We start from the raw sequence: 21,591 nt of genomic DNA, 5'->3' as shown, positions 1-21,591 counted from the left end.
CCGGCTCCTGCTCCCTGTGATCTCGTCGTCGCCGTCACGCGCGGCCCTCCACGGCACGGTGCGCCAGCCCCGCGAGCCGGTCGGCGGCCAGGCCGGTGCCCGCGCCCACCTCCTCGGCCGACAGCGCGCCGCAGTCGACTCCGCGCAGCAGGAAGTCGGCGAGGGCGCGGGCGGTGGCCGGCTCGTCCAGGACCCCGGAGTCGCGGCGCTCGACGTAGCTGCGCAGCCTGCTCGCCGCGGCGGCCAGGCCGTCGCGGTAGAACCCGAACGTCGCCGCGAACCGCGTCGGCAGCTGGGCCGGGTGGAGGTCCCACCCCTGGTAGTAGCCGCGCGCCAGCGAGCGGCGCACGAGCCGCAGGTGGGTGGCCCAGGCGGCGGCGACCTCGTCCGGCCCACCGACCGGCAGCACGTTGGTGGAGCCGTCGGAGAGGCGTACGCCGGTGCCGGCCGCCGCGGCCTGCATCACCGCCTTGGCGTGGTCGGCCACCGGGTGCTCCAGGCTCTGGTGGGCCGCCGCGATGCCGCACGCCGCGGAGTAGTCGTAGGTGCCGTAGTGCAGCCCGGTGCAGCGCCCCGCCGAGGCGTGCACCATCCGCGCCACCAGCGCGCCACCGTCGGGCCCCAGGATCGACTGCGGCGTCTCCACCTGGATCTCGAAGCGCAGCGCCCCGTCGGCCAGGCCGAGGCCCGACTCGAGCCGGCCGGCAGCGTGCACGAGCGCCTCCACCTGCTCGACCGCGGTCACCTTGGGGAGCGTGACGACGAACGTGTCGGGCAGCGGGCCGTCCTCGACGAGGCGGGACACGAACAGCGCGAGCGTGCGCACCCCGCGGCTGCGGGTGGGGGCCTCGAAGCCCTTGAACCTGATGCCGGAGAACGGCGCGGCGGAGCCCGTGTCGAGCGCCGCGCGCAGCTCGTCGGCCGCGCGGCGGACGTCGGCGTCCTCCTCGGCGTCGGGGCGGGTGCCGTAGCCGTCCTCGAGGTCGATCCGGAGGTCCTCGACGGGCTCGCGGGCGAGCTTGTCGCGCACCCGCGCCACCAGGTCGGCGTCGCCGTCGACGAGGGCCAGCAACCGGTCCTCGTGGGCGTCGACCGCGCGCAGCGACGCGGCGCCGTGCTCGGCGACCAGACCGGCGTGGAAGCGGTCGGCCGGCACGTAGACGGTGTGCACCGGCTGGCGTCCCGCGCGCTCGCCCGGGTAGTGCCTCGCCAGCGCGGCGTCGGCGTCCGCGAGCCGCGCGTCGAGCTCGCTCGTGAGCCCTCCCACGAGGCGGTCGAGTCCGGGCGCCAGGCTCTCCATGCGCCGACCCTAGACCCGCGTCAGTGCGCTGGGGGGCGCTTCCGCTGTGGCGCCGGGCGGGTCGGATCGTCGTCCGGCCGGTCGACGTCGGCCGGCACGACGATGGGCCGCAGACGCGCCCACGCCAGGAAGCCCAGTCCCACCGCCAGCAGGGCGAGGCCCGTCCAGAGGTTGGCGTTGATCCCGCCGGTCTTCTCCGGCTCGTGCTCGCCGAGCAGTCCGGCGAGCGCGAGGATCACGCCGTACAGCGCCAGCAGGGCGCCGATGATGTTGCGGATGTCGAAGAGGCCGGCCTTCTTCTTGGGCTTGCCGTCGGTCTCGGACGTCGTGGTGGACATGGCGCTCCCTCTCAGAAGACGAAGTTGAGGACGATGACCATCGCGAGCGCGATGCCGGCGAGCGGTGCGGTGCGGCGGTACCACGGGTACGACGCCTCGAGCGGGTCGGTGCGGTCCTCGCGAGGCGTCTCGGAGTAGACCAGCCCCCGGAGCTCCTCGGCCGGCTTGGGCCTGGTCACCAGCGACACCACGATGCTGAGCACGATGTCGACGACGAAGGCGACCGACGCGGCGAGGAACGCCACGCCCTGGCCCGACAGCTCGAAGACCCCGGCCGCCGCGGTGCGGTCGACCGCGATGGCCGACAGCGTTCCGGCCACCAGGCCCACCCAGCCGGCGGTCGGGGTCATCCGCTTCCAGAACATGCCGAGGATGAACGTCGCGAAGAGCGGGGCGTTGAAGAACCCGAACAGCGTCTGGAGGTAGTTCATGACGTTGTCGTAGCCGAGCGCGATCTGGGCGGTGAAGATCGCGATGACCGTCGCGCCGACGGTGGCCAGCCGGCCGATCCGCAGGTAGTAGTCGTCGCTGTGGTCCTTGCGGATGTAGCGCTGCCACAGGTCGTAGGAGAAGACGGTGTTGAACGCCGAGATGTTGGCCGCCATGCCGGCCATGAACGCCGCGAGCAGGCCGGCGATCGCCAGGCCCAGCAGGCCGTTGGGGAGGACGTCGCGCATCAGGAGCAGGAGCGCGTCGTTGTAGGCCACCCCCTCGCCCGACGCCCCGCCCGCGGGACTGCCGCCGTCCTTGAGCTCGATCATCTCCGCGACCAGGACGGCCGAGACCATGCCCGGCACGATGACGATGAACGGCACGAACATCTTGGGGAAGGCGCCGATGATCGGGGTCTTGCGGGCCGCCGAGATGGAGTCGGAGGCCATCGCGCGCTGCACCTCGACGAAGTTGGTCGTCCAGTAGCCGAAGGACAGCACGAAGCCCAGCCCGAACACGATGCCGATGACCGACAGGAGCGGGGAGTCGAAGCCGGAGAGCGCCTGGCCCGGCCAGGCGTTGAGCTGCTCCGACGCAGGTGGCGCCTCGGACGCCGACGACGCCCCCGCCGCGGCGGCGGTGATCTTCTCGGTGAGGCCGTCCCAGCCGCCGACCCGGTGCAGGCCGATGAGCGTGAGCGGGGTCAGCGAGGCGACGATCACGAAGAACTGGAGCACCTCGTTGTAGATCGCCGCGCTCAGCCCGCCCAGGGTGATGTAGGACAGCACGACCGCGCCGGCCACGATCAGCGAGACCCAGATCGGCCAGCCGAGCAGGGCGCGCACGATGCCGGCCAGGAGCGCGAGGTTGACGCCCGCGATCAGCAGCTGGGCCACCGCGAAGCTGATCGCGTTGACCAGGTGGGCGCCGGTCCCGAACCGGCGGAACATGAACTCCGGCACCGAGCGGACCTTGGAGCCGTAGTAGAACGGCATCATCACGACGCCGAGGAAGAGCATCGCCGGGACGGCGCCGACCCAGAAGTAGTGGAACGTCGGCAGGCCGAGCTCCGCGCCGTTGGCCGACATGCCCATGATCTCGACGGCGCCGAGGTTGGCCGAGATGAACGCCAGGCCCGTCACCCACGCCGGCAGCGAGCGTCCCGACAGGAAGAAGTCGATCGAGTCCGACACCGAGCGCCGTGCCATCACACCGATGCCGAGGACGAAGCCGAAGTAGATCGCGACCAGCAGGTAGTCGAGCCAGTTGGCGTCGATCAGGGTGTCGGACACGTGGTGCCTCCCGAGAGTCGGCGGTGATCCAGTGGGGCCCTCAGCAACCTAGACCTCCCGCCACGCCTCGCGCGACCACCCCGTGGAAGGTCCTGGCGGTGCAGCGCGCGGCCCATGCCGCGGCCCCTGGACCTCTGACAAGGTGGCGGGGTGGACCGCCAGCCCGTCTCCCCACCCGTCCCCCGGCCCGTCTCCCAGCACGTCTCGGCGCCCGTCATCGCGGCGCTCGTCGTGCTCGGCGTGGGGCTCGCCGCCGTTCCGGCGTTCGCCGCCGGATTCACGGTCTGCGGGGTGTCGGGCTGCTCCGGGGGAGGGTTCGGCCGCTCCACCGACCCCGACCTGACCCGGCTGCTGCTGCTCGCGACCGGGGTGGTCGCCGCCCTGCCGCTCGCCGGCTACGCGCTCGTGCGCCGCAGCGGCCGGCTGGCGGCGTACGCCCTCGGAGTCGCCGTGCTCGCGACGCTCCTCGCCGGCGTCGTCGTCGGCTCCGACCTCCGCGGCTGCCCGCGCAACGTGTCGCACGAGACCTGCCTCGAGGAGTCGCGCTGACGAGGGAGGATCCGAGCCGCCATGTGACCCGGAACCTCCACGGTCACCGTCGTGCGGGAGGCGCGGGGCTCACTCCCACTCGATGGTGCCCGGCGGCTTGGACGTGATGTCGAGGGTGACCCGGTTGATCTCGGCGACCTCGTTGGTGATGCGGGTGGAGATGCGCTCCATCACCTCGTAGGGCAGGCGCGCCCAGTCGGCCGTCATCGCGTCCTCGGAGGTGACCGGGCGGATCACCACGGGGTGGCCGTAGGTGCGGCCGTCGCCCTGGACGCCGACCGAGCGGACGTCGGCGAGCAGGACCACCGGCATCTGCCAGATGTCGCGGTCCATCCCGGCGCGGGTCAGCTCCTGGCGCGCGATGGCGTCGGCGCGACGCAGGATGTCGAGGCGCTCGGCGGTCACCTCGCCGATGATGCGGATGCCGAGGCCGGGGCCCGGGAAGGGCTGGCGCCAGACCATCTCGGCCGGCAGGCCGAGCTGCTCGCCGACGAGGCGCACCTCGTCCTTGAAGAGGGTGCGCAGCGGCTCGACGAGCTCGAACTCGAGGTCCTCGGGCAGCCCGCCGACGTTGTGGTGCGACTTGATGTTGGAGGTGCCGGCGCCACCGCCCGACTCGACGACGTCGGGGTAGAGGGTGCCCTGCACGAGGAAGCCGACCTTGGCGCCGGACTCGGCCGCCTCTCCCAGCACCTCGACCTCGGCGGCCTCGAACGCGCGGATGAACTCGCGGCCGATGATCTTGCGCTTCTCCTCCGGGTCGGTGACCCCGGCGAGGGCGGCGAGGAAGGTCTCGCGCGCGTCGTAGACGTGGAGGTTGACGCCGGTGGCGGCGACGAAGTCACGCTCGACCTGCTCGGCCTCGCCCTCGCGGAGGAGGCCGTGGTCGACGAAGACGCAGTGCAGCCGGTCGCCGATCGCGCGCTGCACGATCGCGGCAGCGACGGCGGAGTCGACGCCGCCGGACAGGCCGCAGATCGCCACCCCGGTCTCGCCGATCTGCTCACGCACCCGCTCGATCTGCTCCTCGGCGATGTTGAGCATCGTCCAGGTCTGCCGGGCGCCGGCGATGTGGTGCAGGAAGTGCTCGAGCACCTTCTGGCCGTGCTCGGAGTGCAGCACCTCGGGGTGCCACTGCACGCCGGCGAGGCCGCGCCCGACGTCCTCGAAGGCGGCGACCGGGGTGTCGGCGGTCGAGGCCAGCACGGTGAACCCCTCGGGCGCCTGGGCGACGGAGTCGCCGTGCGACATCCAGACCCGGTGCTCGGCGGGGATGCCCTCGAGGAGGGTGCCGGGCTCGCTGACCGTGACGGGCGTACGTCCGTACTCGCGGGCGCCCGTGTGGGCGACCTCGCCGCCCAGGCCCTTGGCCATCAGCTGGAAGCCGTAGCACATGCCGAACACCGGGACGCCGGCCGTGAAGACGTCGTCGTCGATGCCGGGGGCGCCGTCGGAGTAGACGCTCGCCGGGCCGCCGGACAGGATGATCGCCTTGGGCTTGCGCGCCAGCATCTCGGCGACCGGCATCGTGTGGGGCACGATCTCGGAGTAGACCCGCGCCTCGCGCACCCGCCGCGCGATGAGCTGGGCGTACTGCGCCCCGAAGTCGACGACGAGGACCAGGTCGTGCTCTCCAGGCTGCGTCACGCGTGGAGTCTATCGGCGCGCGGTGCGCTCGGGGCGGCCCGGGGCGGCGTCCTGGGACGGACCTTGGAGGACCAGTCCGACACCTGGAGGCGGTTGCAACGGCCTCCAGGTGTCGGAGTCCCCGCTCGAGCGGGGACTCCGACGGCCCCGACGAGGCGTCGCTCCAGGGCCCGATCGAAGAGGGAGGGTGATCGGGCCCTGGAGCTTTGGTCCCAGCCACTGCGGACAGCGCCGAGATCCGGGAGCCCGACCCCTTGGGAGGGAGGGAGCGTGCAGCCGGACTCCGTACCCCGCCCAACGACGCCACCGGAGCGGGGTTACGGACCGATCAGCTGACGCCCACGATGGGCAGGCGCAGGGCACCGGGGGCGGCCTCGGGCACCACCGGGTTCTTCGGCTCGACGGGAGCGAGCCGGCGGTAGGCCGAGCCGAGGGCGGGCCGCGGGTCGGCCTCGCCCTTGTTGGGCCAGAACGCCATCGCGCGCTCGGCCTGGGCGGTGATCGTCAGCGACGGGTTGACGCCGAGGTTGGCCGAGATGGCCGACCCGTCGACGACGTGCAGGCCCTCGTGGCCGTAGAGCCGCTGCCACGGGTCGACCACCCCGCTCTGCGGGGTGTCGCCGATGGTGCAGCCGCCGATGAAGTGCGCGGTCATCGGGCGGTCGAACGGCTCGCCGAGGGTGCCTCCGGGCGTGCCGCCGATGAGGTCGGCGATGCGGCGCACGGCCTCGTGGCCCACCGGGATGTAGGTGGGGTTGGGAGCACCGTGGCCCTGCCTGCTGGTCATCCGCCACCCCCACCGACCGCGGACGCCTACGGTGGTGATCGAGTTGTCGAGCGACTGCATCACCAGCGCGATGACCGCGCGCTCCGACCAGTGCTTGAAGTCGTAGAACCGGCGGGCGTGGCGGCGTTGGGTCCACAGCTCACGCAGCCAGGTGCGCACCCTCGGCGTGCCCGGCACGTCCTCGGCCAGCACGGTCTGCAGCAGCGCCATCGCGTTGGAGCCGCGGCCGTAGCGCACCGGCTCGATGTGGGTCACCTCGTCGGGGTGGAACGACGAGGTGATCGCCACCCCGCGGGTGTAGTCGACGGAGCGGTCGCTCGCCACGGCGCCGAGGATCGCCTCGGAGTTGGTGCGCGTCAGCATGCCGAGCCGGTCGCTGATGTCGGGCAGGTGCCCCTCGCCCTTGAGCCGGTGCAGCAGCTTCTGGGTGCCGAGCGACGCCGCGGAGAACACCACCTGGTCGGCGGTGAAGGTGCGGGTGGCGGTGCGTCGCGACAGCTTGGCCTTGGTCCAGCGCGCGGTGACCTCGTAGCCGCCGCCGTCGCGGGGGCGTACGCGCGTCACGGTGGTCAGCGGGTGGACGACGGCGCCCGCCTGCTCGGCGAGGTGGAGGTAGTTCTTGACCAGGGTGTTCTTGGCGTTGTGGCGGCACCCGGTCATGCACTCGCCGCAGTTGAGGCAGGCGTTGCGGGCCGGCCCGGCTCCGCCGAAGAACGGGTCGGCCACCTCCTCGCCGGGCGCGGCGTCGGGGCCGCCGAAGAACACCCCGACCGGGGTCCGGCGGAAGGTGTGGCCGACGCCCATGTCGTCGGCGACCTGCTTCATCACCGCGTCCGATGGCGTGTGGAGGGGGTTGTCCACCACGCCCAGCATCCGCTTGGCCTGGTCGTAGTAGGGCGCGAGCTCGCTGCGCCAGTCGGCGATCCGCGCCCACGACGGGTCGGTGTAGAACGCGTCGAGCGGCTCGTAGAGCGTGTTGGCGTAGACGAGCGACCCGCCGCCCACGCCGGCCCCGGCCAGGATCAGGCAGTCCCTGACCATGTCGATGCGCTGGATGCCGTACATCCCCGCGGCGGGGGCGAACAGCCACCGCCTGGCGTCGAAGGACGTGGCCGGGAAGTCGTCGTCGGTGAAGCGGGCGCCCGCCTCCAGCACACCGACCCGGTAGCCCTTCTCGGTCAGCCGCAGCGCCGTCACCGACCCCCCGAAGCCGGACCCGACGACGACGACGTCGTAGTGGGTGACCGGGGCGGTGCTCATGCGCGGCCGAGCTTGTTGAGCAGGCGCAGCGCGACCGTCATCACCTTGGCGTTGGTCTCCTCCGACATGCCGAGCACCGGCGCGATCGGCACCAGCCGCTGGGTCCCGACCGACTGCGCCTCGGTGTAGCGGTGGATGCCCTCGGCGCCCTGGCGACGCCCGAGGCCCGACTCGCGCATGCCGCCCATCGGCGCCCCGAGCGAGCCGAACGTCGCGCCGTAGGCCTCGTTGACGTTGACCGTGCCGCAGGCGATGCGACGCGCGATCGCCCGCCCGCGGGCGGCGTCGCGGGTCCACACCGAGGCGTTGAGGCCGTAGGTGCCGTCGTTGGCGCGCTCCACGGCCTCGTCCTCACCGTGGAAGCGGTAGAGCGAGACGACCGGGCCGAAGGTCTCCTTGCCGAAGCAGGTCATGTCGGCCGTGACGCCCTCGAGGATGGTGGGCTCGAAGACGAACGGGCCCAGGTCGGGACGGTGCCGGCCGCCGGTGAGCACGCGGGCGCCCTTGGCGACGGCGTCCTCGACGTGGGCGGTCACGGTGTCGAGCTGGGCCTGGGAGATCAGCGAGCCGATGTCGACCGACCAGTCCTGGCTGGCGCCGAGGGTCATCGCCTCGGTGCGCCCGACGAACGCGTCGACGAAGCGGTCGTAGACCTGGTCGGCGACGAAGAGCCGCTCCATCGACACGCACAGCTGGCCGGCGTTGGAGAAGACCGCGCGGGTGGCGCCCTCCGCGGCGCGGTGCACGTCGGCGTCACGGAGCACGAGCATCGGGTTCTTGCCGCCGAGCTCGAGCGAGCAGCCGATGAGCCGCTCGGCGCACCCCTGGGCGATGATCCGCCCGGTGGCCGTGGAGCCGGTGAAGCAGACGTAGTCGGCGTGGGCGACGATCGCGCCGCCGACCTCCGCCCCGGGACCGGCGACGACCTGCCAGGTCTCCGGAGGGAACCCGGCCTCCTCGAGCAGCTGGGCGGCGAGGAGGGCGGTCAGCACGGTCTGCGCGTCGGGCTTGGACACCACGGCATTGCCGGCGAGGAGGGCCGGGATGCCGTCGCACAGCGCCATGGTGAGGGGGTAGTTCCACGGCGAGATGATGCCGACGACGCCCTTGGGCACCCGGTTGACCTCGGCGCGGGTCAGCAGCGGGAACATGCCGCCCACGCGCCGGGTGTCGAGGTGCTGGTGGGCGGTGCGGGCGTAGTAGCGCGCGGTCAGCGCGAGGTGCGCGACCTCGAGGTAGGCGTCCTTGCGGGCCTTGCCCGACTCCCACACGACGAGGTCGATGAGCTCCTCCTGCCGGTCGAGCAGCAGGTCGTGCAGCCGCAGCAGCGCCGCGGCCCGCTCGTCGATGGACGTGGCCGCCCAGGACACCTGCGCCCGGCGCGCCCGGGTGAAGGCCTCGGCCACGTCGGCCGGGCTCGACCGGGGCACGTGCGCCAGGGGGGTGCCGCCGATCGGGGACACCACGGCGGCCGTCTCGCCGGTCGTGCTGACCAGGCGCCGGGTCAGGCTGGCGACGTAGGAGCGGTCGAGGGCGTAGGTGGCGGTGGCGTCGTGCTCGGGGTCCGCCGGGCCATCGGTGACGGGACCACTGGCGGGCGTCTGCTCGGTCATCCCCGAAGCGTAGATCGCTCGCGAAGCGCCCGCTACCGGTCGGTCACTTCGCCCGGGACGCGACCGACCGACCCCACGTGCGCGCAGCGCGTCCGCTCCGCCCCTAGGCTTCGCCGCATGTCGACGCCACTCCCCGATCCCGCATCCTTCGCCCGCTCGACCCGCGTCCTCGCGGCGACCCTCATGGGCGGGCTCGTCGTGGTCGGCGTCGTGCTGGCGGTGGTCCTTCCCGCGCCCGTGTGGGGCGGGGAGGCGCTCGTCGTGCTCGCCGTGCAGGTGGTGGCGGGCGTCGCCGCGCACCTGGTGCTCGAGACCATCGGCTACCGCACGCCGGCGCTGTCCACCGATCTCACCGACGCGGACGCGGCCGCCCGGGCCCGCACCCGGTGGCAGTCGTCGATGATCCTGCGGTTCGCGATCAGCGAGTCGATCGCGATCGTCTCGATCGCCGCCGCGTTCGTGCTGGCCGACGGCAGCATCCTCACCTACCTCGGCGGTGCGGCAGTGTCGCTGGCGCTGATGCTCGTGCACGTGTGGCCGAGTGCCCGGCCGGTCGGCAAGGTCGCCGAGGCCCTCGAGGCGGACGGCCGACGCTCGGGCCTGCGGGAGAGCTTCGGCCTGTCGTCATCCGGCGCGATCCAGCGGCTCTGACCCCGGGCGGTCCCCGCTCGGGTCACACGATGTCGCGCGCCTTGACCCGCGCCTCGTCGGCCTCCTGGTCGGTCGGCATGAGCTGGCTCTGCCGCTCCGCCTCCACGCGCCGCAGGTAGTGGTCGACCTCGTCGTCGAGCTGGGCCCGGTCCCAGCCGAGCGCCTCGGCCATCAGCTCCGCGGCCGGCCGGGCGGCCGCGATCCCGCGGTCGAACGTCTCGATCGACACGCGCGTACGCCGCGCCAGCACGTCGTCGAGGTGGCGTGCGCCCTCGTGGGTCACGGCGTAGAGCACCTCGGCGCGCAGGTAGTGCTCGGCCCCCGGCAGCGGCTCGCCCAGCTCGGGCCGCTCGTGGATGAGCGCGAGCAGCTCGTCGACGAGGCCGCCGTAGCGGCCGAGCAGGTGGTCGACGACCCCGACGGCCAGGCCCGACGCCCGGCTCAGCGCCACGCGCTGGTTGGTGCGCGCCGCGTGGCCCCAGGCCCCCATCAGCGGCACCCGGTCGGTGATCGAGGCGGGCGTGGCGTCGAAGTCGCGGATCGCGTGGTCGACGGCGTCACGCGCCATCACCCGGTAGGTGGTGAGCTTGCCGCCCGCGACGAGCACGAGGCCGGGCACCGGGTTGGCGACCGTGTGCTCGCGGGAGAGCTTGGTGGTCTCCCCCATCTCGCCGTCCTTGCGCATCGGCTTGAGCAGTGGCCGCAGCCCGGCGTAGACGCCGACGACGTCGCGATGGTCGAGGGGGTCCTTGAGGAGCCGGTTGGCGTGCTCGAGCAGGTAGTCGATGTCGCTCTTGCTCGCGGCGGGGTGGGCCAGGTCGAGGTCCCACGCGGTGTCGGTGGTGCCGATGATCCAGAACTGGTCCCACGGGATGATGAAGAGCACCGACTTCTCGGTCTTGGTGATGAAGCCGCACTCGGACCGGATGCGGTCCTTGGGCACGACCACGTGGATGCCCTTGCTGGCGTCGACGTCGAGCTGCGCCCGGCCGCCGAGCAGCTCCTGCACCTCGTCGGTCCACACGCCGGCGGCGTTGATCACCACCCGGGCCCGGATCTCGAGGTCGCGCTGGCCCTCGAGGTCGCGGGCGCGCACGCCGACCACGCGGGCGTCGTCGCCCTCCCCGTCGCGCAGGAAGCCGGTCACCTTGGTGCGCGTCGCCACGTGGGCGCCGTTGTTGGCGGCGGTCCGGGCGATGGTCATCACCAGCCGCGCGTCGTCGACCTGGCAGTCGTAGTAGCGGATCGCGCCGTGCAGGTCGTCGGTGCGCACGTCGGGCGCCATCCGCGCCAGCTGCCTGCGGAAGACGTGCTTGTGCCGGGGCACGCCCATGTCGTACCGGCCGGCCATCGCCATGGCGTCGTAGAGCGCCACGCCGGCCCCGACGTAGGGCCGCTCCCAGGCGTGCTCGAGGGGGTAGAGGAACGGCACCGGCCGCACGAGGTGGGGCGCGAGCCGGGTGAGCAGGAGCCCGCGCTCCTCGAGCGCCTCCTTGACCAGCGCGAAGTCGAACATCTCCAGGTAGCGCAGCCCGCCGTGCACCAGCTTGGAGGAGCGTGACGAGGTGCCGGAGGCGAGGTCGCGCTGCTCGACCAGGCCGACCTTGAGCCCGCGGGTCACCGCGTCGAGGGCCGCTCCGACGCCGACGATCCCGCCGCCCACGACGAGCACGTCGAGCTCACCCGACCCGAGCTGGTCGAGCGCGTCGGCACGCTGGTCGGCGTCGAGGGCCTTGGCGAGCGGCATGGTGCCAGTGTCGCAGGCGCCACCGAACGGGTCAGTGCTGGACGACGACCTCGATGCGCTGGAACTCCTTGAGCTCGGTGTAGCCGGTCGTCGCCATCGCGCGGCGGAGGGCGCCGACGAGGTTCATCGTGCCGTCGGCGACGCGCGAGGGGCCGAACATGATCTCGTGCAGCGACCCGACGGGGTCGAAGCCCACCCGCTCGCCGCGGGGCAGCTGGGCGTGGGTGGCCTCGCTTCCCCAGTGGAAGCCGAGGCCGGGGGCCTCGGTCGCACGGGCCAGCGGCGAGCCGATCATCACGGCGTCGGCGCCGCAGGCGATCGCCTTGGCGATGTCGCCCGAGCTGCCGATGGAGCCGTCGGCGATCACGTGGACGTAGCGACCGCCCGACTCGTCGAGGTAGTCGCGGCGGGCCGCGGCGACGTCGGCGACCGCACTGGCCATCGGCACCGCGACGCCGAGGACGGTGCGGGTGGTGTGGGCGGCCCCGCCGCCGAAGCCGACCAGGACGCCGGCGGCGCCGGTGCGCATGAGGTGCAGCGCGGCCTGGTAGGTCGCGCACCCGCCGACGATCACGGGGACGTCGAGCTCGTAGATGAACTCCTTGAGGTTGAGCGGCTCGGCCTGGCTGCTCACGTGCTCGGCCGAGACGGTGGTGCCGCGGATGACGAACACGTCGACGCCCGCGTCGACGACGGCCTTGACGTGGTCCTTGGTGCGCTGCGGCGACAGCGAGCCCGCGACGGGCACGCCGGCGGCGCGCACCTCCTCGAGCCGGGCGGTGATGAGCTCGGGCTTGATCGGCTCGGTGTAGATCTCCTGCATCCGCCGGGTCGCCTCGGGACCATCGAGGGCGGCGACCTCCTCGAGCAGGCCGCTGGGGTCGTCGTAGCGAGTCCACAGGCCCTCGAGGTTGAGCACCCCCAGTCCGCCCATCTGGCCCAGCGCGATGGCGGTGGAGGGCGACATCACCGAGTCCATCGGCGCCGCCAGGACGGGGATCTCGAAGCGGTAGGCGTCGATCTGCCAGGCGGTGCTGACCTCCTCCGGGTCGCGCGTGCGCCGCGAGGGCACGATCGCGATGTCGTCGAAGGAGTAGGCGCGGCGTCCGCGCTTGGCTCGGCCGATCTCGATCTCGCTCACCGGGCCAGCCTATCGGCGCCCGCGCCCCGTGCGTACGACGGCGCGGCCGCCCCGGTGGGGACGACCGCGCCGCCGATCGGTGCGCTGCGGGTCAGCGGCCCGCGTAGGCCCAGGAGGTCACGTTCTCGGTGTCCTCGAGGCCGGTGAAGCCCTCGACCGGCGAGTAGGTGTCGGTCTGGAACTGGATGTTCTCGTCGTCGGCCGTGCCGCCCACGTTGTCCGGGCCGACCCCGTAGAGGTTCTGCCCGAAGTTGGCACCGCCAGAGTCCATCATGTTGTGGATCTCGTTGGCGTTGTCGGTGTGGTAGTTGCCGATGGTGTGGCCGACCTCGTGGGCGGTCACGTTGGCCACCGCGTTGGAGACGAACGTGAACCGGTCGCTGCTGGCGTTGATGTAGGTGTTGAGCGACGACGCGGGTCCGGCCGGGTTGCTCAGCACGTCGAGCAGGACGATGGCCTCGTCCTGGTGCCCGAAGTTGCCCGGGTCGATGTACTGCGCGATGCCGATCGTGTTGATGCCGGTCTCGGCGATCGTGCCGGCGATGTAGATCCGCGAGACGTTGTCCTGCCCGATCAGCTCCTGGTTGTCGCGCGCGTTGAGCACCTGGACGTTGACGGACGGGTTGGTGCCGGCGATCTCGTCCTGCAGGTTGCGGCGGACCTGGTTGACGATGCGGTTCTCCAGGCGGCGCGCGTCGGCGCGCGCGATGCCCCACAGCGGGACGAACGAGGAGAGCGGCGACACCGAGCGCGTGCCGGGGCCGCCCCAGGTGCCGGTGTTGACCCGGCCCGGCGCGAAGTCGAGCAGGACCGTCTGCTGGCGGCCGCGGTCGCCCTGGGTGCCGGGCCGGTAGCCCTCCACCGTCACGTCGTAGGCGCCGGTGCCCCCGCTGACCTGCACGGAGTACCAGCCGGCCTCCTCGGCGACGTAGGCGATGGCGGTGTTGCCGCCACCGATCAGCGGCGAGGTGGGCGGGTAGAGCGACGAGGCGTCGGTGCCCACGCCGCCCACGCGCTCCTCGCCCGAGGGCGTACGCACCTTGAGCCCGGTGGCGGTGCCCTCCGCGCTGGAGCCGATGACGTCGCCGGGGCGCAGCCGCAGGGAGAAGAAGTCGGCGTCGAGCCGACGGCTCGCGATGGTGACGCGGTAGGCGCCGGTGTCGGCACCGCCGGCACCGCTGCCCGAGTCGAACGGGTCGGCCGGGAGCGGGTCGAAGGCGTAGCCGCCGACCATCACGTAGTAGGTGCCGGGCGCCTCGGGCTTGTAGGACACCGAGCTGAGCAGGCCCGTGCCGCCGTCGTCGTCGGCCGCGAGCGGCGTGCCCTCGGCGTCCCAGACGACGAGGATCGTGTCGGTGCCGGTGGCACTGCCCTCGGTGTTGGCCGTCAGCGTCTCGCCGGCCCCGACCTGGACCGAGAAGAAGTCGAAGTCGTTGCTGCCCGAGCCGCCCGAGGCGACGGGGCCGTGGGGGCCGTCACCGAGGACCGAGTCGGTGACCGAGGCGCCGTTGCCGACGATGCCGGTCGACGTGGCGAGCGGGATGGAGCCCTGGTCCTCGGTGGTGGTCACGGTGCGCGTGGTGACCGCCGCCGGTGCGGCGAGCTCGCCCAGGATGCGGACGGCGGGCATGCGGGCGGCCGCCGTGCCGAAGCCGGGGATCGGCTCGGCGTCGGGGTGCGTGTCGTTGGACCCCGACCGGCCGGCGGGCTCCTCCTCGTCGTGGACGAACGGGGTCAGCACCGCGCGGGCATTGACGCCTCCGGCCTTGGCGCCGAAGGCCGCGCGGCGGTTGGCGGCCAGCTTGGCGGAGTCGGCCCGCTGCTCGGCGCGCTCGTGCATCACCTTGTTCCAGGCGAAGTAGTTGGCGTCGGTGAGGTCGGGCAGGTTGGCCAGGTAGGGGTTGGGGTTGGTCCGTGCCGCCAGGGCGGCGGCGTCGGAGTCCTTGGGGGCCACCTGGATGCCCAGGTCGAGGGCCTCCTGCTGCGACGGCGTGACGGTGTCGTCACCGGCTGGTGCGGCGACGGACAGGGCTGGGGTGACGACGGCCAGCAGCCCGGCACAGCCGGTCGCGACCAGGATATTTCTGCGCACTGAAGCGCTCCTCCCGAGAGAAATCGGGATCGAGCGCCCAAGGGCGATGGATCGCATCGTCGTCGTGGGGCCCGATCCCCTGACGCGAGTCAACGTATGCCCACGCGACCGCTTTGCGGAAGGGCCGGAAGGGAGTGATCAGGCGCCGGTGTAGTTGGGCGCCTCGACGGTCATCTGCACGCCGTGGGGGTGGCTCTCCTTGAGCGAGGCGGAGGTGATGCGCACGAAGCGCCCCTTCTCCTGCAGCTCGGGGACCGTGCGAGCGCCGACGTAGAACATCGACTGGGTCAGACCGCCGACGAGCTGGTGGGCGACCGCGGCCAGCGGGCCGCGGTAGGCGACCTGGCCCTCGATGCCCTCCGGGACGATCTTGTCGTCGCTGGCGACCTCGGCCTGGAAGTAGCGGTCCTTGGAGTAGGACTTCTTGCCGCGGCTGCTCATCGCGCCGAGCGAGCCCATCCCGCGGTAGGACTTGAACTGCTTGCCGTTGACGAACACGACGTCGCCGGGCGACTCCTCACAGCCCGCAAGCATCGAGCCGACCATGACCGCGTCGGCGCCGGCGACCAGCGCCTTGGCGATCTCACCGGAGTGCCTCATCCCACCGTCGGCGATCAGCGGCACGCCGGCGGGCCTGGTGGCCAGCGACGCCTCGTAGACCGCGGTCACCTGCGGGACGCCGACCCCGGTGACGACGCGGGTGGTGCAGATGGAGCCGGGCCCCACGCCGACCTTGACCGCGTCTGCCCCCGCATCGACGAACGCCTGCGCCCCCTCGCGCGTGGCGACGTTGCCGCCGATGACCTGGACGTGCCTGGTCGCCGGGTCGGACTTGAGCCGGCGGACCATGTCGAGCAGGAGGTGCACGTGCCCGTGGGCGGTGTCGGCGACGAGCACGTCGACGCCGGCCTCGACCAGGGTGGTGGCGCGCTCCCAGGCGTCGCCGAAGTAGCCGATGGCCGCGCCGACGAGCAGCCGGCCGTCGGCGTCGTAGGACGCCTGGGGGAACTGCTCGCCCTTGACGAAGTCCTTGACCGTGATGAGCCCACCGAGGCGGCCGTCAGCGTCGACCAGCGGCAGCCGCTCGCGCTTGTGGGCCCGCAGCAGCGTGGTGGCCTCGTCGCGGGAGATGCCGACGTGGCCGGTGATCAGGCCCTCGCGCGTCATCACCTCGTCGACCTTGGTGGTCGCCCACTCCGCGACCGGGGTGAAGCGCAGGTCGCGGTTGGTGATGATGCCGAGCAGGCGGTTGTCGAGGTCGACCACGGGCAGGCCGGAGACGCGGTACTCGCCGCAGATCCGGTCGAGCTCCTCCAGCGTCGCGTCGGGACCGATCGTGACGGGGTTGGAGATGATGCCGGTCTGGGTGCGCTTGACCAGGTCGACCTGACGGGCCTGGTCGTCGATGGAGAGGTTGCGGTGGAGCACGCCGATGCCGCCCTCGCGGGCCATCGCGATCGCCATCCGCGCCTCGGTGACGGTGTCCATCGCCGCGCTGACCAGAGGCACCCGGATGGAGATCTCGCGGGTGAGCCGCGTGGTGGTGTCGATGTCGCTCGGCGCGAGGTCGGACTCCCCCGGCAGCAGCAGCACGTCGTCGTAGGTGAGGCCGAGCGCAGCGAACTTCTCCGGGATCTCCACACCCTCATTCTACGGCCGTTCGCCACGGCTCTGGGACAGTGTGGGGGTGGGGGTGGACACGTGGCGCTCGGGGCGCATGGTGTGGGTGGCGGCTGCCCTCGCCTTCCTCGCGCGGTTCCCCTCGCTGCTCTGGCCGCTGCGCCCCGACGAGGCCGGCTTCCTGCTCGTCGCGCAGGCCTGGCAGCCCGAGGTCGACTCGGTCTTCGGCCGCTACTTCGTCGACCGGCCGCCGGTGGTCATCGCGCTGATGCGGGCCGTCGACGCCGTCGGCGGGGCGTACGCCCACCGGCTGGTGGCTGCGGTCGGGTGCGCGCTGCTCGTGCTGGCCGCCGCGGCGGCGGCCCGCGAGGTGGCGGTCCGGGCGGGGGTGCTCGACCCTCACGCGGTGCGGCGGGTGACCGGCTGGACGGCGGTGGCGGCGGCCGCGCTCGTCAGCAACGCCGACATCGACCCGGCCGGCGCCAAGGGCGAGCTCTTCGGCATCCCGCTGGTGATGGGCTCGTGCTGGCTCGCGCTGCGGGCCGCGCGCCGCGGGTCGGGCCGCGACGCGTTCCTCGCCGGCCTGCTGGCGATGCTCGCCGTCGGGATGAAGCAGAGCATGGCCGGGGGCCTGGTGTTCGGGGCCACGCTGCTGGTCGGGTCGCTGGTGGCCCAGCGGCTCGACGTGCGCGCCCGGCTGCGGTGCACCGCGTCCGCCCTGGCCGGCGCGGTGGTGCCCGTCGTGGGCGTCGTGGCCTGGGCGGTCGTGGCGGGCGTACGCCTGGACGAGCTCTGGTACACGGTCGTGACGTTCCGATCGGAGGCCAGCGAGGTCCTCGCCGCACAGGACTCCCCCGCGGCGCTGGGCCGGGGCGTGGACGTGCTGCTCGTCTTCGTCGGCACGGGCATGGTGCTCGTGCTGGTGCTGTTCGCCCTGCGCCTGCGCGGCCTGCTGCGACGCGACCCGGTGGTGGTCGTCGCGATCACGGCGACGCTCGTGGCCGACCTGCTCGGAGTCGCGCTGAGCGGGAGCTTCTGGGTGCCCTACCTCTTCGTGCCGATCCCCGGCCTCGCGCTCGCCGTGGCGGCGCTGGCCGCCCACGACCAGGTCGACCGGGTGCCGCGCTGGGCCACGCCGGCGACGGTGGGCGTCCTGGTCGTCTCCAGCGTGGTCGCGCTCCTGCTCTGGACGGGCTCGTGGGTGCGCGGCCGCGTGCCTGTCGAGGTGCGCACGGGCGAGGCGATCGCCGCGGCCGGGAGGCCCGGTGACCGGGTGCTGGTCTACGGCGGCCGGGCCGACATCCAGTGGGCGAGCGGCGCCCCCTCGCCCTACCCGTACCTCTGGTCGCTGCCGATGCGCACGCGCGACCCGGACCTCCAGCAGCTCGAGGAGGTGCTGACCGGGCCCAATCCGCCCACGTGGTTCGTCGAGGCGGCGCACATCGACGCGTGGGCCGATGACGGGACCCGGCCGGTCGAGCGGTCGCTGATCCGCAAGTACGAGTTCGTGGGCACCGCCTGCGACCGCTACCGGGTCTACCACCTCAACACGGTCGATCCGATCCGCCTCGACGTCGACTGCACGACGCCCTTCCGCACGATCCGGGGTCACTGAGCCGGCCCGGCACGGCGACAGGCCCGCACCGGAGTCCGGTGCGGGCGTGTCGTGTCGTGCAGGTGGGACGAGGTGGATCAGTGGCCGTGGCCGTGACCCTGTCCGGCGGCGGCCGGCTCCTCCTCCTCGGGCTTTTCCACGACGAGGGTCTCCGTCGTGAGCAGCATGGCTGCGATCGAGGTCGCGTTGACCAGCGCCGAGCGGGTCACCTTGACCGGGTCGAGGACGCCCTGGGCGACCAGGTCGCCGTACTCCTCGGTCGCGGCGTTGTAGCCGTTGCCGACGCCGAGCTCGCGGACCTTGGTGGTCACGACGTAGCCGTTGACGCCGCCGTTCTCGGCGATCCAGCGCAGCGGCTCGTCGGCGGCCTTGCGGACCACGCGGACACCGGCGGCCTCGTCGCCGGTCAGGCCGAGGTTGTCCTCGAGCACCGACACGGCGTGGATGAGCGCGGAGCCACCGCCGGGGACGATGCCCTCCTCGATCGCGGCGCGCGTCGCGGAGACGGCGTCCTCGATGCGGTGCTTCTTCTCCTTCAGCTCCACCTCGGTGGCGGCGCCGACCCGGATCACGCAGACACCGCCGGCGAGCTTGGCGAGGCGCTCCTGGAGCTTCTCGCGGTCCCAGTCGGAGTCGGTGTTCTCGATCTCGGCCTTGATCTGGTTGACGCGGCCCTCGACGGCGGTGCCGTCGCCGGCGCCGTCGACGATCGTGGTGTGGTCCTTGGTGATGACCACGCGACGCGCCTGGCCGAGGACCTCGAGGCCCACCTGGTCGAGCTTGAGGCCGACCTCGGGGGCGACGACCTGGCCGCCGGTCAGGATCGCGATGTCCTGCATCATCGCCTTGCGGCGGTCGCCGAAGGCCGGGCTCTTCACCGCGGCGACGTTGAAGGTGCCGCGGATCTTGTTGACGACCAGCGTCGACAGCGCCTCGCCCTCGACGTCCTCGGCGAGGATGAAGAGCGGCTTGCCGGTGCCGATGACCTTCTCCAGCAGCGGGAGCAGCTCCTGGATCGCGGAGATCTTGCCCTGGTGGAGCAGGATGTAGGGGTCGTCGAGGACGGTCTCCATCGACTCCGGGTCGGTGACGAAGTAGGCCGAGATGTAGCCCTTGTCGAACTGCATGCCCTCGGTGAACTCGAGGTCGGTGCCCATGGTGTTGGACTCCTCGACCGTGATCACGCCGTCCTTGCCGACCTTGTCGAAGGCCTGGGCGAGCAGGTCGCCGATGTGGCTGTCGCGGCTGGAGATGGTCGCGACGGACGCCATGTCCTCGCGGGTCTCCACCTCGCGGGCGGCCTCGCGCAGCGCGTCGCCGACGGCCTCGGCCGCGGCGTCCATGCCACGCTTGAGGCCCATCGGGTTGGCGCCGGCCGCGACGGCGCGCAGGCCCTCGTGGACCATGGCCTGGGCCAGGACGGTGGCGGTGGTGGTGCCGTCACCGGCGATGTCGTTGGTCTTGGTGGCCACCTCCTTGGTGAGCTGGGCACCGAGGTTCTCGAACGGGTCGTCGAGCTCGATCTCGCGAGCGACGGTCACGCCGTCGTTGGTGATGGTGGGGGCGCCCCACTTCTTGTCGAGGACGACGTAGCGGCCCTTGGGGCCGAGCGTCACCTTGACGGCGTTGGCGAGGGCGTCGACACCGCGCTCGAGGGCGCGGCGGGCGTTCTCGTCGAACTCCAGGATCTTGGGCATTGCTGTGCTCCTAGGAACAGGTGAAAGGGGTTCGCCCGGACGTCATGGCCGCTGGTCGCCGGAGCGACCGGCAGCCATGACGTGCCGGGCGAGGGGAATCAGGAGACGACGGCGAGGATGTCGCGCGCAGACAGGATCAGGTACTCCTGGCCGGCGTACTTGACCTCGGTGCCGCCGTACTTGCTGTAGATGACCTTGTCACCCACGGCGACGTCGAGCGGGACGCGGTTGCCGTTGTCGTCGATGCGACCGGGACCGATCGCCACGACCTCGCCCTCCTGGGGCTTCTCCTTGGCGGTGTCCGGGATGACCAGGCCGGAGGCGGTGGTCTGCTCGGCTTCGAGGGTCTGGACGACGATGCGGTCCTCGAGGGGCTTGATGTTGACCGACACTTCGGATCAACCTCCACTTTCTCAAAACAAGAGATCTTCAGGAGCCCGGATCGATTTCCGCCCGGGGCTCCCAGGACGTGGGCTCGCGGACCGCGGCATGCCGTCGCGGGGGTCGTGCCTGGCTCACGAGCGTTGGCATTCTCAGGGCGAGAGTGCCAACGCAGACGCTAGCACTCTGCCCGCTCGAGTGCTAGCCGGTGCCGCCGCTGACAGGATGACGGCGTGGAGATCGAGACGCTGGACTGGTTGCGCACGCCCGACGGCGCCCGTCTGCTCGCCGCCGCCACGCAGGCGTGGGCCGACCACCCGGGCGACCCGGTGCGGGTCGCCGGCGTCGTCCGCCGCCTCGAGCCCGACCCCGAGCGGGCGGCCGCGGCCACCACGCAGGCGCAGCTGCGCGAGCGGGCCGTCGCCAAGTTCGGCGACGCCGCACACCACATGTTCTTCACCCCCGACGCGCTCGAGCAGGCGACCCGGGCGCGGGTCGCCGACCACCGGGCCGCCCGGCTCGCCGCCGCGATCCCCGGCGGCAGCGTCGTCGACCTGGGCTGTGGCATCGGCGGGGACCTCCTGGCCTTCGCCCGGGCCGGGCTGGTCGCGGGCGGCATCGACCAGGACCCGGTGCGGGTGGCGATGGCGCGGGCCAACCTCGAGGCCCTCGGCCTCCCGGGGGCCGTCCAGGTGGGCGACGCCACCGCGATCGACCCGCGGGCGTTCGACGTCGCGTTCGCCGACCCCGCGCGACGCGGCGGCCGCGGCCGGGTCTTCGACGTCGAGGGGTGGACGCCGCCCTGGTCGTGGGTGCTCGACCTGCTGCAGCGGCGCGCGCTGGTCAAGGTGGCGCCCGGCATCGGCCACGACCTCGTGCCCGCGGGCGTGGAGGCGGAGTGGGTCAGCGACGCCGGCGACGTCAAGGAGGCCGCGCTGTGGTCCCCCGACCTGGCCACCACCAGACGCCGCGCCACCGTGATCGCCGACGGCGGGCTCGCCAGCCTCACCGACGAGGACTCGCCCGCCGACGGCGAGGCCGGCACCGAGGTCCGCGAGGTCGGCGCCTTCCTCTACGAGCCCGACGGCGCCGTCATCCGCGCCGGCCTGGTCACGGCGGTCGCCGCCGGCGTCGGTGGCGGGCTGGTCGACCGGCACATCGCCTACGTCACCAGCGACGCCTCGTTCCACACGCCGTTCGCGCGCAGCTACCGGGTGGTCGAGCACCTGCCCTACCGCGAGAAGCCGCTGCGCGCGGCCCTGCAGGAGCGCGGCGTCGGCCGGCTGACGATCAAGAAGCGCGGGGTGCAGGTGGTGCCCGAGGAGCTGCGCAAGCGGCTGGCCCTCAAGGGCGACAACGAGGCCACGCTGGTGCTGACGCGCGTGTCGGGGCAGGGCACCGCCCTGCTCGTCCAGCCGTTCTGAGCCGT

The 21,591-nt window shown here is 72.6% G+C and carries 16 protein-coding genes; 4 read left to right on the top strand and 12 right to left on the bottom strand.

The features are described 5' to 3' along the window. Positions 1–34: 34 nt before the first annotated feature. The 3 genes from JX575_RS04305 to JX575_RS04295 are packed head-to-tail and all read right to left on the bottom strand — an operon-like array spanning position 35 to position 3,362. The gene (locus tag JX575_RS04305; RefSeq protein WP_186342372.1) at positions 35–1,300 is read right to left on the bottom strand and encodes an aldolase; all 1,266 of its coding nucleotides are present in this window, start codon (positions 1,298–1,300) and stop codon (positions 35–37) included. Between the two features lie 20 nt (positions 1,301–1,320). Beyond that, positions 1,321–1,638, bottom strand: a complete 318-nt coding sequence (locus JX575_RS04300; protein WP_186342373.1) for a hypothetical protein — start codon at positions 1,636–1,638, stop codon at positions 1,321–1,323. Between the two features lie 11 nt (positions 1,639–1,649). Next, the gene (locus JX575_RS04295; RefSeq protein ID WP_186342374.1) at positions 1,650–3,362 is read right to left on the bottom strand and encodes a sodium:solute symporter family protein; all 1,713 of its coding nucleotides are present in this window, start codon (positions 3,360–3,362) and stop codon (positions 1,650–1,652) included. 150 nt (positions 3,363–3,512) lie between these two features. On the opposite strand from JX575_RS04295, the gene JX575_RS04290 reads away from it, so the two are divergent. Further along, a complete protein-coding gene (locus JX575_RS04290) occupies positions 3,513–3,911 on the top strand; it encodes a hypothetical protein (protein WP_186342375.1) in 399 nt (132 codons plus the stop codon). A 69-nt stretch (positions 3,912–3,980) separates the two neighbouring features. Here JX575_RS04290 and guaA read toward each other — a convergent pair whose 3' ends face one another. From guaA to JX575_RS04275, 3 genes are all read right to left on the bottom strand, one after another. Continuing rightward, positions 3,981–5,558, bottom strand: a complete 1,578-nt coding sequence (gene guaA / locus JX575_RS04285) for a glutamine-hydrolyzing GMP synthase (protein WP_186342376.1) — start codon at positions 5,556–5,558, stop codon at positions 3,981–3,983. 328 nt (positions 5,559–5,886) lie between these two features. Further along, complete coding sequence (locus JX575_RS04280; protein WP_186342377.1) at positions 5,887–7,605, bottom strand: GMC family oxidoreductase; 1,719 nt, start codon at positions 7,603–7,605, stop codon at positions 5,887–5,889. Continuing rightward, entirely contained in the window at positions 7,602–9,218 is a 1,617-nt protein-coding gene (locus JX575_RS04275; RefSeq protein ID WP_186342378.1) for a succinic semialdehyde dehydrogenase, read from the bottom strand. Before JX575_RS04275 ends, JX575_RS04280 begins: the two co-directional genes overlap by 4 nt. Before the next feature lie 117 nt (positions 9,219–9,335). Here JX575_RS04275 and JX575_RS04270 point away from each other — a divergent pair, with 117 nt between their 5' ends. After that, positions 9,336–9,869, top strand: coding sequence for a hypothetical protein (locus JX575_RS04270; RefSeq protein WP_186342379.1), 534 nt, complete (start codon positions 9,336–9,338; stop codon positions 9,867–9,869). 22 nt (positions 9,870–9,891) lie between these two features. On the opposite strand, the gene JX575_RS04265 is transcribed toward JX575_RS04270, so the two are convergent. From JX575_RS04265 to guaB, 4 genes are all read right to left on the bottom strand, one after another. Continuing rightward, positions 9,892–11,616 (bottom strand): glycerol-3-phosphate dehydrogenase/oxidase, encoded by a 1,725-nt coding sequence (locus JX575_RS04265; RefSeq protein ID WP_186342380.1) that lies wholly within the window; start codon positions 11,614–11,616, stop codon positions 9,892–9,894. 31 nt (positions 11,617–11,647) lie between these two features. Further along, entirely contained in the window at positions 11,648–12,757 is a 1,110-nt protein-coding gene (locus JX575_RS04260) for a GuaB3 family IMP dehydrogenase-related protein (protein ID WP_186342381.1), read from the bottom strand. Positions 12,758–12,848: 91 nt separating this feature from the next. Continuing rightward, complete coding sequence (locus JX575_RS04255; protein WP_186342382.1) at positions 12,849–14,849, bottom strand: pre-peptidase C-terminal domain-containing protein; 2,001 nt, start codon at positions 14,847–14,849, stop codon at positions 12,849–12,851. Positions 14,850–14,987: 138 nt separating this feature from the next. Next, positions 14,988–16,490, bottom strand: coding sequence for an IMP dehydrogenase (gene guaB / locus JX575_RS04250; protein WP_186342383.1), 1,503 nt, complete (start codon positions 16,488–16,490; stop codon positions 14,988–14,990). Between the two features lie 46 nt (positions 16,491–16,536). Here guaB and JX575_RS04245 point away from each other — a divergent pair, with 46 nt between their 5' ends. Continuing rightward, a complete protein-coding gene (locus JX575_RS04245) occupies positions 16,537–18,084 on the top strand; it encodes a hypothetical protein (RefSeq protein WP_186342384.1) in 1,548 nt (515 codons plus the stop codon). A 77-nt stretch (positions 18,085–18,161) separates the two neighbouring features. Here the strand turns inward: JX575_RS04245 and groL are convergent, their stop codons facing one another. Continuing rightward, the gene (gene groL, locus JX575_RS04240) at positions 18,162–19,781 is read right to left on the bottom strand and encodes a chaperonin GroEL (protein ID WP_186342385.1); all 1,620 of its coding nucleotides are present in this window, start codon (positions 19,779–19,781) and stop codon (positions 18,162–18,164) included. Between the two features lie 98 nt (positions 19,782–19,879). Continuing rightward, entirely contained in the window at positions 19,880–20,173 is a 294-nt protein-coding gene (gene groES / locus JX575_RS04235; protein WP_056605525.1) for a co-chaperone GroES, read from the bottom strand. Between the two features lie 222 nt (positions 20,174–20,395). On the opposite strand from groES, the gene JX575_RS04230 reads away from it, so the two are divergent. Continuing rightward, the gene (locus JX575_RS04230; RefSeq protein ID WP_186342386.1) at positions 20,396–21,586 is read left to right on the top strand and encodes a methyltransferase domain-containing protein; all 1,191 of its coding nucleotides are present in this window, start codon (positions 20,396–20,398) and stop codon (positions 21,584–21,586) included. Positions 21,587–21,591: the final 5 nt, after the last annotated feature.

The organism is Nocardioides sp. zg-1228 (assembly GCF_017086465.1).
Lineage (GTDB): Bacteria > Actinomycetota > Actinomycetes > Propionibacteriales > Nocardioidaceae > Nocardioides.
This window is presented reverse-complemented; position numbering and strand designations above follow the sequence as displayed.

What these genes read in the sequence shown, in the direction of transcription:
- groL (WP_186342385.1), bottom strand. Translation starts at nt 19,781, where the DNA reads ATGCCCAAGATCCTGGAGTTCGACGAGAACGCCCGCCGCGCCCTCGAG.
- JX575_RS04280 (WP_186342377.1), bottom strand. Translation starts at nt 7,605, where the DNA reads ATGAGCACCGCCCCGGTCACCCACTACGACGTCGTCGTCGTCGGGTCC.
- JX575_RS04270 (WP_186342379.1), top strand. Translation starts at nt 9,336, where the DNA reads ATGTCGACGCCACTCCCCGATCCCGCATCCTTCGCCCGCTCGACCCGC.
- JX575_RS04300 (WP_186342373.1), bottom strand. Translation starts at nt 1,638, where the DNA reads ATGTCCACCACGACGTCCGAGACCGACGGCAAGCCCAAGAAGAAGGCC.
- JX575_RS04275 (WP_186342378.1), bottom strand. Translation starts at nt 9,218, where the DNA reads ATGACCGAGCAGACGCCCGCCAGTGGTCCCGTCACCGATGGCCCGGCG.
- JX575_RS04265 (WP_186342380.1), bottom strand. Translation starts at nt 11,616, where the DNA reads ATGCCGCTCGCCAAGGCCCTCGACGCCGACCAGCGTGCCGACGCGCTC.
- JX575_RS04305 (WP_186342372.1), bottom strand. Translation starts at nt 1,300, where the DNA reads ATGGAGAGCCTGGCGCCCGGACTCGACCGCCTCGTGGGAGGGCTCACG.